The sequence below is a fragment of the Moorena sp. SIOASIH genome, assembly GCF_010671925.1.
GTDB lineage: Bacteria > Cyanobacteriota > Cyanobacteriia > Cyanobacteriales > Coleofasciculaceae > Moorena.
Map to the genome: position 1 here is coordinate 1228216 of NZ_JAAHIH010000003.1, position 11949 is coordinate 1240164.

Here is an 11949-nt window from a genome sequence, read left to right on the forward strand (position 1 = left end):
TTACCACTGAATGGCCTACTATAGAAGTTGCTCAAGTTTACTGACAGCTTGAGCAACTTCTATATCCATTTCATCTTCAGAAAGTAGACTGATTTCAGAAAATCGATTTTTTGAAATCTCTAGTTCGAAAGAATTCCCATCTAACATTACCTCTGATGTTTCCGATTCAGCTCCTGTATCATCTGATGCCAGAATTATTATTTTTTCCAGGTAATCAGTTAATGACTGAATATTAGGATAATCAAAAGCTAGAGAAGATGGCAGGGAACAATCTAAACTGGTCTGCAACTTATTCCTCAACTCGACAGATGTCAAAGAATCCATACCCAGGTCAAAAAATCCTGTTTCTAAGGCAATGGATTCGGGATGATTGATTCCTAACAATAGGGCTAATTGACTACGGACATGAGCTACTAATAACGAGCGACGTTCGTTTGCTGCTGTCGCCTCCAGCTTTAACAGAAATTCTGACTTAGATATTTCAGAAGTGGTTTGAATTGTTTCCTGCCAATCTGCCAAGAAAGACCATTGGGCTACTCTCTCTTGCCAAGCTGACCAATCAATCGGTACAACCCCTACTTCTATATCCGAACCACTCATCAGTAGCTCTAGGGACTGTAGCACCTGAGTTGGAGAGAGCACACTCATTCCCTGCTCAGATGCCCTCATATCCACACCTCGTTCTGCCGCCTCTCCCACTTGAGCAACAGGTCCCCAATGAATGCTCAATCCTGGCAATCCCATCCCGCGACGATAATGGGCTAAACCATCCAGAAACCCATTGGCTGCCGAATGATTTCCCTGACCCGGTGAACCCAACAGGGATGCAGCTGAAGAAAACAGGACAAAAAAGTCCAAGGGCTGGTTTTGAGTCAATTGATGCAAATGCCAAGTACCTTGGACTTTGGGTGCCATCACTTGCTCAAAACTAGACCAAATCTGGTTTTGTAGCACTCCATCTGATAACATCTCCGCTGAATGGATTACTCCTGCTAATGGTATGTTTGACTGCTCAATCTTGTGCACTACTCTGGTCATCAATTCAGGATCAGACATATCGGCTTTTTCCACTACCACGGAAGCTCCAGCCATTTCTAACTCGGTTATTTTTTGGCTGGTAGCATCATCCGGTGAACAGCGTCCTAGCAACACCAAATGCTTGGCTCCTTTGTCCACCATCCAACGAGCAACTAGTAAGCCTAAACCTCCCATACCTCCCGTAATCAAATAACAAGCATCCTCACGGAAACTCAAAGGCTTTTGAGTAGTAGCATCTGCTTTTTGTGTTGATGGTTGTGATAGTAGTTGTTGCTGTTGTGAGATAGCTTGCTGATGAGGACTAGCCACTAATCGAGCCACATAACGACCATCTCCACGCCATGCTACCTGGTCTTCTCTATCCTCTGACCAGATTTCTTGGAATAGTGTATTGCCTTGAATCTCTATAGTCTGCTGTGGGTCTAAATCTATTCGCACACAGTTGAGTTCTGGATGTTCTAGTCCAATCACTTTTCCCATGCCCCACAGGGTCGATTGGGCTACTCCTGGTACTACTGGATGATTTGACGGTACTGGTTGAGCACCATTCGTTACTAACCATAACCGGGGTGATTGAGATAACTTGGCTTTGACTAAGGCTTGTACCAAAGACAAGGTTGTGCCGCACCCCAGTTGAGATAAGTTTTTTAATTCCAATGAGCTGATAGTTTTACCTATCCCTGCTTCGGTTGTCCAACATTGTACTACTCCCGATAACGATGGTGATTTGGTGGCTACAGCTTCTATCAGTTGCTCAAATTCTTCTGGATTATGAGGATTAATAGTAAATTCTTCCGGGGCCAGCTGTTGATAGCTTTCTCCAGCAAATACTAAGGTGCAAACTTCTCCTGCTGAGCGCAGTTGGCTGGCTAGCTGTTGAGCAATTCCTTGAGTATCTGCTAGTATCAACCAACCCTTAGGTGTCTCCTTCGTTTGTTCATTGGTTGTGGTAGCTGATTGGGCGACAATCACCGTTTGCTCTGACAAGACTTCTGCCATTCCTTCCACTTCTGGCAGAGTCACTACTTGAGTAAAACCTGTTTCACTCAACACCTCTTTCCACTGCTGGCGACTCAACAGAGGGTAGTCTGGTCGTAATTCATAATCACTGAATCTCCACCATCCTTCTAATAGTCCAAAGATTAAATCCAACAATCGAGATCGAGCTGTTGCTTCAGACAAGACCAATATTCCTCCTGGTGCTAACAGTTGTCGCACATGGGATAAGGTCTGCTTTATACTGGTGGTAGCATGAAAAACATTGGTCGCAATAATGACATCATACTGATGAGATTCAAATCCTTGGCTGGTCGGGTCTACCTCTATGTCTAAGGTTTGATAGCCCACAAATCGATAATCCTGGAATTTCTCTTGGGCTTTACTGGTAAATAATGCTCCGATATCGGTGAAGATATATTCTGTTTGGTTAGGATTGAGATGGGGCAGCACATAACTTGTCGTCCCTCCTGTTCCCGCTCCGATTTCCAACAACCGTATCCCTCGACTAGGTGGTAATTTCTCAATAGCTTGAGTGATAGTTTTTTGCACTATCGTGTTCATCACTCTCGTTACACTTGAGTCTTGATAGAGTTGGGTTGCTGTGGTCAAATCCCCTTGAGGGAACACCAGTTCTAGCGGGTCAATTGCTCCTCGTAGTACTCCACCAAGTTGAGATGCACAACGGTCTAATAGAGTTAAGCTTGCTGCTTCTTCTGGATATTGACTCAGTAAACTCTGGCTTTGTTGGGTAGGGTTAACTTTCTCTAAGGTTTTGTGCACCTGCCACTGTTGTTGGTTGTACTTAAGTATTCCTACTTCTACTAGGATTTTTAGCAGACGCTGGAATAATCGTCGCTGACTCGGAACTATACCTAAACGTTGAACCACTGCCTCCAAGTCGAAGCTTTCTGTTGGCTGATATGACCAACCCATCGAGCCCAAAGCTTGCACTATATAATCTACGCTTAATTCTTCTAAGCTCCTGGCAATTTCTGAGGTACGAACATTATCTACCTGGGTTACTACTTCTGTTAGGCTGGGAGTCAGTTTTTGCTCCACTTCTAATGGTTTTAGCAGGAAATCAGGAGGTAGCAATCTACCCAAAATACCTTTAGTTCTCCATTCTACTTCATAGAGCCAATTAGTTATTGATTCTACTTCTGTTCTTAGTAGAGTCTCTTGAGTCGCCAGTTTTACTTGTAAACCCTTGACTGTGGCAACAATTTCTCCATCTGGACTCACTAGCGTTACTTGAGTGGTCAAACTTTCTTTACTGTCCACTACAGGCATCACCACCGATGCGTAAGCCCACAGGGAAAGCCCTGGACTACGATATACTTTGAACTGCTCTACCCCTACTGGCAGATATGTTTGGTCACTGTCTACTTCTGGCAGTACATGACCAATTAACTGCAAAGCTGCGTCTAATAATGCCGGATGGAACTGATAATCGGTTGTTTGCGCTATCAATTCTTCAGGTAACTTAATCTCTGCTAGTGCTTGGTTTTCACCAGACCACAACCTTTCAATGCCTTGGAAACTGCTGCCATAATCAATCCCAAATTGCCGATATTGTTGATAATGTTGTTTTACTTCTATTGATTGACTACACAGGTATTTTTCTAGATCTACTTTGGTGGGAATTGTATCTGTTTGGGCAGTTCGGATTTTTCCTGTGGCATGGAGTATCCACTCTGGTTCCTCTTGGTTGTGTTGTTCCTGTTGAGAAAATATTTGGAATTGGTAGCTTTGGTTGTCTGATGGTGTGATTATGGTTTGGGCTGATATCAATTCCCCAGCTGGCAATATGAATCCCTGCTGGATGATGAGGTCTTCTACAACTGAATTAGGAGTCTTAAATCGGTAATTACCGGCAGCTTGAGCCATTTCTAGGTAGGCTGTTGTCGGAAATAGTGCTTGATTAAATACTCGGTGGTGGCTAAGGTAGGCTGGGGAGTCTTCTCCTAGTAATGATTGAAAAATTTGTTGATCACCTGCACAATTTAGTCTTTTGCCTAATAGGGGGTGGATAGTTTTTCCGCTTAACCAATGTTGTTTTTTCAGGAAACTATTGTTGGGGTCTAACCAATACCTTTTTCGTTGAAAGGGATACGTTGGCAACGCCACCTTCTGACGACTATAATTTTGGTCAAACTTCAACCAATCTATTTTTGCTCCCTGTACATATAACTGTCCTAAACTTGAAAGCATCTGTTGCCATTCTTCTACTCCTGGACGTAATGATGGCAACCACACACCCACCTCTTCTGGTAAACATTGCCTTCCCATTCCCAACAAAATTGGTTTGGGTCCGATTTCTAGGAATAATTTATATCCTTGTTGATGCAAGGATTCCATGCTTTGAGCAAACTTCACCGGTTGCAATATATGATTGATCCAATATTTGGCTGTGGCAATACTATCGTCTGCTATTGACCCTGTAATATTAGATATCAGTGATATCCGTGGTTTACTATAGGTTATTTCTTTAGCTACCGCTTCAAACTCTGCCAACATTGGTTCCATTAACGGTGAATGGAAGGCATGGGATACTTGTAGCTCCTTAGTCTTGATTCCTGCTAATTTTAAATTGTTAACAATGGTATCGATAGCTTCTACTTCACCAGAAATCACTATACTTTCCGGTCCATTGATGGCAGCAGTCGCTATTCGCTCTTGGTATGGAATAATTAGGTGACGAACTTTTGACTCTGATGCCATCACCGAAACCATCTTTCCACCTGCAGGCAACTTTTGCATCAATTGTCCCCGCATTGCAATTAGTTTTAGACCATCCTCTAAACTAAATACTCCTGCTACTGTTGCTGCTACATATTCACCCACACTATGGCCCATGACTACATCTGGTTTGATGCCCCAGGATTGCCATAATTGAGCTAAAGCGTATTCAATAGCAAATAAGGCAGGTTGGGTGTAACCAGTTTGATCTAGTAGAGATGATGTTTCGATATCTTCTGGGTTTTGAGGATAGATTACTTCTAAAAGGGACTTTTCTAGATAGGATTCTAGTATTTGGCTGCACTCGTCGATCCCTTGACGGAAAACTGGTTGCGTTTCATACAATTGCCTGCCCATATTTACATACTGAGAACCTTGACCTGTAAAGAGGAAGGCCACTTGTGCTATCCTAGTGCCAGGTACTTCTCCAGAAAAAATTTCTGTTACTGGTTCTGTTGCTTGGTGAGTTTTTAATTTTTCTAGTAGTTCTTGTTGGTTAGAAGCAATAACAGCTAGGCGATGGTTAAAATGAGCACGTCCTGTATTAGCTGTATAACAGATGTCGGCAATTGCTGATTCTTGATGAGTTTCAAAATAGTTGTGATAACGGCTGACTAGTTGTGTCAGTGCTTTTGGAGTTTTGGCTGAAAGGGTTAATAGATGAACTGGACGCTCTGGGGAATTTTCTTTCTTAATTGGTTCTGGAGCTTCTTCCAAGATTACATGAGCGTTTGTTCCTCCAATACCAAAGGAACTAACCCCTGCTCTACGAGGAGTTCCATTGGTTTTCCATTCGGAAAGAGTGGTATTAACATATAAAGGACTATTAACAAAATCTATTTTGGGGTTGGGTTGTTCAAAATGTAGCGTTGGTGGTAGTAATTTATGTTTGAGAGCTAAAATAGTTTTGATCAGTCCTGCTACCCCTGCTGCTGCATCTAAATGACCTATATTACTTTTCAGGGAGCCAATGGCACAGAAACCTTTATTTTGCGTACTATACTGAAAAGCCTGGGTCAAAGCTGCGATTTCCACCGGATCTCCCAGCTCTGTCCCTGTGCCATGAGCCTCTATGTATGAGATTGTCTCTGGATCTACTCCAGCAACAGCATGAGCTTCTGAAATGACTGCTGCTTGACCTTCTATGCTAGGTGCAGTATAGCCTACTTTCAACGAGCCATCGTTATTAATAGCCGAGCCCTTGATGATTGCCTGGATAGAATCACCATCTGCGATCGCGTTATTGAGTCGCTTGAGAAGTACAATTCCAACACCATCACCTGGTATTGTACCCTTGGCTTTAGCATCAAAAGTTCGACAGTGTCCATCAGGAGAGAGAATCATTCCCTCTCGATATAAGTGTCCAGCTTTCTGGGGAATATGGATAGAGACACCACCAGCAAGAGCCAGATCACATTCCCCATTGAGTAAACTTTGACAAGCCATGTGGACAGCTACCAATGAGGTTGAACAAGCAGTTTGAACGTTTACTGCTGGACCTCTTAAATTTAGCTTGTAGGCGACACGAGTTGCCAGGAAATCTTTATCACTGCTAATCATTAGCTGATAGGAGTTCACTGGGTTATCAGGATCGTGGTTGGGATAAAGATTCCTCAATAAGTAGTCGTTCATGCCAACACCAGCATAAACCCCTATTAAACCTTCATAGGTATCTGGATTATAACCACCCCTTTCTATAGTTTCCCAAGCACATTCAAGAAACAAACGTTGTTGCGGATCCATTTCTTCAGCTTCCTTGGGACTATAGCCAAAGAAATTAGCATCGAACAGATCGATGTCTGACATCACAGCACGGGCTTTTACATAGTTAGGATTATCCAGTAATTCAGCTTTAACACCAGATTTAAGCAATTCTTGCTCTGAAAAAAAAGAGATAGATTCAACGCCATCCTTAAGATTTTGCCAAAATTGATTGGTATCTTCAGCTTGTGGAAAACGACCAGACATGGCAATAACTGCTAGACCTAGCTCGTCTACTAAATTTTCCTCATCTTGTTGATTCATTTTTTTATACTTACTTGTCGTCTTAATAAAAATTTAATTGCCCAGCTATTTGGAAACTTAATTAAATACAATAAACAGAATTAATCTCTGACTTGATATCGAGAACGATGTTTTTGACGGCGTTCTAGTCTTTGTTTCATCATGCTTTTCCCTTCTTTTAAGTTATTATCACGGATATTACGTGCTTCCTTGGAATCATTGTTACTAATACTTTCACCTTTTAGATGCTGACTCAAATAATAAATAGTTGGATATTTTAAAAGAGTGACAACTTCCAGTTTTATTTTAAATATTTCTTTAAGTTTACCACTTACCTGTATCAATAGTATAGAGTTTCCTCCTACTTCAAAAAAATTATCATAAATTCCTACTTTTTCTAGTTTAAGCACATCTTGCCAAACCTTAGCAATCTGTTGTTCTGTTTCCGATTTAGGTACGACATATTCAGTATAAGACCGATTGTTTATGTTGGGGTTGGGCAACTTTTTACGGTCTACTTTGCCATTGGGTGTTAATGGCAGGGACTCTAACAGTATAAAAGTTGATGGAACCATATACTGAGGTAGAACCTGTTCGACAAAAGTGCGTAGTTTAGGAACTAGCTGCTGAGATAATTTACGTTGTAAAGGATTGTTGCTGTAAACAGTCCAGGGTTTTTGCTGGCACTTTTCTCTAGGTAGTGGGGGTAATCCCTTATCAATTAGTGGTGATGATTTTTGCCAACATACAACATCGTAGCAATCATTGGTCTCAATATCTGACCAAGTAATGTAGATGCTATAAGCCACATTATCACCCATGCTCCAAAAGTATTCAGGATCTATCCATTTTTCTAGAGGTTTTTTTGGCAAAGCTTTTTGTATTTCTCCTACTGTAACAAATTCCTCTTTTATTGTCAAGAGTTTGTCGAATTTAACTTGTGTTTGCAGGCGTGCATTGGGAATATCTTTAATTATGAGCATTTCTGGCTGTTTTTCTGCCAAAATTTGCTGAACAGATGGTAATGTCAGCTCCTCTTGCTGCCAATTCAACAATTGAGGATCAACTGGGGATAAAACTTCCTTTCCTACATGAATAATCACATCATACCGGAACTTGGTAATTTCATTATTAGCATGGCCGCGCTTGAGCTGAATCTCTACCTGACTAATCTGGGGTAAATACTCCTGTAGAGCTTGGAAAAAGGCTGGATCGATTACCAGTTCCTCTTCTTCTGTTAATTTTTTTTGCACCCGCTGCCATAAATCTTCTACTGTTATATCATCGGCAGCTTGGGTCAATAATATATCAGTATGGAATGTTTCTAGTAGTCGTAGGCTCCGCACATCTCCGACAAAGATCACGCCACCCGGTTCCACTAGTTTGACTGCATTTTCCAAGACCCTTACTAAGTATTCAATACTAGGAAAATACTGGACAACTGAGTTGAGGATTACAGCATCGAAGGATTCTTTCTCCACGGCTTTAAAATCGTGGGCAGGTTGGTTGTAGAGTTGTACATGAGACCAATTGCCCTCCAGTGTTTTCAATTGGTGCTCGATATAAGAAATAGCTTTGTCGGAAATATCTGTACCACAATAGTTGGAAGTGTGGGGAGCAATCTCGAATAGCAACATACCAGTACCACAACCGATCTCCAGCACACGCTCAGGTTTAAAACAGAGAATTCGCTCAATTGTGTAGTCTAACCATTGACGCATCTCTTGTTCAGGAATTGGCCGACCTGTATAGCTATCTCTCCAAATAAGAGTGTTGAATTTTGAACCTCCATCAACTGTGGTTTGCTCATAGATATTATTCCTGAGTTGCTGCCACAGCAATAGTCGATCATTATGGGCTTGATTGATCGATTCACGAGAACTTGGGTCTTGACCTTGGAAGTTGGGAACGATATAGGCTATAAGCGGCTTGTCACTCAAGCGATTGGGGTCAGTAATTACTACTGCTTCTTGCACCTCTGGGTGTTTAGTCAATGTTGATTCAATTTCTCCCAGTTCAATACGGAAACCCCGAATCTTGACTTGGTTATCAATTCGACCCAGATACTCAATATTGCCGTCAGATAAGTATCGAGCTAAATCCCCTGTTTTATACAATCTTGACTTTTGACTTTGAATTTGACTTTGCAAGTTGTCAAAAGGGTTGGGGATAAATTTCTCTTGAGTTAATTCTGGTCGGTTGAGATAGCCACGAGCCAAACCGGTTCCACCGATATGTAGTTCTCCAGGCACCCCAATGGGGACTGGTTGCAGATAGCTGTCTAGGATATAAATTTCGGTATTGGCAATGGGACGACCAATTGGTGTAATTACATGACTATCTTCTGTTGGTTTTAGCTGATCTCCTACCTTGTAAATTGTTGACCAGATCGTAGCTTCTGTCGGACCATAAACATTCCATACTTCCTTGCCTATCTCCAGTAATTGATGAGCCAACCGAGCAGGTAAAGCTTCACCTCCAGACAATAATTTCACATCCAACTTGTGATTTGATAAGCCTGCAGTTAACAGCATTTTCCAAGTAGCAGGCGTTGCCTGCATCACTGTTGCTCCGGATTCTAATAACTGAGGTAACAGTCTGTTGCCATCTATGGCAATTTCACGAGGGACTAATGCTACTGATGCTCCTACTATCAGTGGCAGATAAAGTTCTAATGCTGCAATATCAAATGAGATGGTAGTAATGGCATTAAAAGTATCCAGATTAGTCAATTCCAGATAACAATTCATCGATACTAGGAAATTGACTAGAGACTGATGGTAAATTTCAACTCCTTTGGGTTTGCCTGTAGAGCCAGAAGTATAAATCACATAAGCTCGATTCTCTGGAGCAACTCCACTCACAGGATTTTGCTGAGAATGTAAAGCGATCGCTTGCCAATCACTATCCAGACATACCGTTTTTGTCTGATGTTTTGGTAGAAGCTCTAATAATGACTCTGTTGTTAGTAATACCGGCACAGCAGCATCTTCTAACATATAAGCTAACCGTTCTTGCGGATAACTGGGATCAAGGGGGACATAAGCTCCTCCAGCCTTAAGTGTCCCCAAAAGTCCCACTAACATTTCTATAGAACGATCTATACATAAACCTACTAGCACTTCTGCTATTACTTCCAAACTTTGCAGATAATGTGCTAACTGATTTGCTCGTTCGTTCAACTCTTCATAAGTCAACCGTTGATTACCAAAAACCACTGCCACAGCATCTGGAGTTCGCTTGACCTGCTCTTCAAACAACTGATGAATACATTTATCTTGTGGATATTCCGTAGCAGTGTTATTCCATTCCCCTAGTAACTGCTGCTGTTGTGCATCCATCAATAAAGGCAGTTGCCCCACCCTTTGCTGGGGATTATTAACAATCCCTTCTAACAAAGTCTGGTAATGACTAGCCATCCTGGCAATAGTCTGTTCATCAAATAGGTCTGTATTGTATTTGAGGAATCCCACCATAGATGAGTCTTCTTCACTCATTTCTAATGTCAAATCGAACAGACTTTCATACTGAGCTAATGCCAAAGGTTCTACTTCCCATCCTGCCCAATTTACCACAGTTTTTTTCCGGCTTGATAACAGCTTTTGCACATTTTGAGCTCCTTGGAAATTTTGTAGTATAAAGTAAGCTTGAAAGAGAGGGGAGCGGCTGGAATCTTGCTCTAGCTGTAATCGCTGTACCAACAGAGAAAAGGGATAATCTTGATGGGCTAATGCCCCAATGACAGTTTGGCGCCCTTGGAGCAGGAAGTCTTTAAAACAGGGATTTCCTGACAAATTGCCCCTGATCACGACTTGATCGACAAAGTAACCAACAATGGGGACAAACTCAGGTCTAGATCTACCATAAGTAGGAGAACCGACCAAGATATCTTCTTGACCTGTGTAACGAGATAGAAGTATTTGAAAAGCCGCCAAGAGAACCATGTAAAGAGTAGCCTCTTCTTCCTGAGCTAGTTCTTTGAGTTGCTTAGTTAGCTTTTGAGATAATTTGAAAGGGTAAGCAGCACCGTTATAGGTTTGTATTGGTGGTCGTGGTCGATCTGTGAGTAAATTCAACACAGGCAACTCCCCTGCAAGTTTTTGTTGCCAATACCCCCAGAGGCGCTCTCCTTCAGAACCTGCTAATAATTTCCTTTGCCAACTAACGTAATCTTGGTAACAGCAATCTATTTGAGGAAGAGATATCTCAACACCAGCTTGTTGAGCTTTGTAGATTTCTGGTAGCTCTTTGAGGATCGAACTCATTGACCAACCATCCCAAGCGATGTGATGTATTGTCAACAACAGGATATGGTCTCGTTGCGAGTGGCTAAACCACCTGATTCGCATTACTGGTTTTGTTTCCAGATCAAAGGGATGACGATGAGCTTGAAGAACGTTTGTGTACAACTCATCTTCACTCCAACTCGACGCATCAATCTCCAGGAAGTCCAATTGTTGATTTTGATGTACTTTTTGAACCAGTTCTTGACCCAGTTTTGGGAAAGTGCTTCGCAGCATTGGATGGCGGGTCTTTAAAGCCTCAAAGGCTTGCTGCAAAATAGCCACATCTACCTTAGAGTAAATGCGAATGGCAAATGACAAGTTGTAAGTATAGCTCTGTGGCGCTAGTTCCCATAAAAATCTGAGACCTGTTTGACCGTATGACAGAGGATATACTTGCAATATATCTGGCTGTTCCTGGAGTAATTGTAAGATTTCAGTTTTGTGCTGCTTCAGTTGAGCAATAACATCGGGAGTTAATACCTCTTGGGAACCTCCCGTACGCAATTTTTCCCCATCACACCATAATTTTACTCCTTTGAGAGAGATATCTTGTAAAAACTCCACTAAGTTCATAGTTCTACCTCTATCCAATTATTATCTTTGACGGTAAGCATTCAGTTATCAGCTATCAGCTATCAGCTATCAGCTATCAGCTATCAGCTATCAGCTATCAGCTATCAGCTATCAGCTATCAGCTATCAGCTATCAGCTATCAGCTATCAGCTATCAGCTATCAGCTTTTGAATTAAAGAGGTAAGCATTGGTTTAATCTCAGTTCCTTGGCCGAAAGGCCAAGGAATTCATTGTATTTGGCTTTGAGTCCGTTGAACTCCTAAGCCGAATATCTTGTTTTAAGCCAAGGGCTGACAGCTGACAGCTGACG

General features: G+C 41.9%; 2 protein-coding genes. Both read right to left on the reverse strand.

Annotated features, from left to right (window positions below; all coding sequences use genetic code 11):
• Positions 1-18: 18 nt before the first annotated feature.
• Positions 19-6801: a type I polyketide synthase gene (locus F6J90_RS20500; RefSeq protein ID WP_293097446.1), complete on the reverse strand. Its 6783-nt coding sequence runs from the start codon at positions 6799-6801 to the stop codon at positions 19-21.
• 80 nt (positions 6802-6881) lie between these two features.
• On the reverse strand, positions 6882-11639 hold the full coding sequence (locus tag F6J90_RS20505) for a non-ribosomal peptide synthetase (protein ID WP_293097449.1): 4758 nt from the start codon (positions 11637-11639) through the stop codon (positions 6882-6884).
• Between the last annotated feature and the right edge of the window lie 310 nt (positions 11640-11949).

Excerpts from the sequence above, each read along its gene's own strand:
- F6J90_RS20500 (WP_293097446.1), bottom strand. The coding sequence starts at position 6,801 with ATGAATCAACAAGATGAGGAAAATTTAGTAGACGAGCTAGGTCTAGCA.
- F6J90_RS20505 (WP_293097449.1), bottom strand. The coding sequence starts at position 11,639 with ATGAACTTAGTGGAGTTTTTACAAGATATCTCTCTCAAAGGAGTAAAA.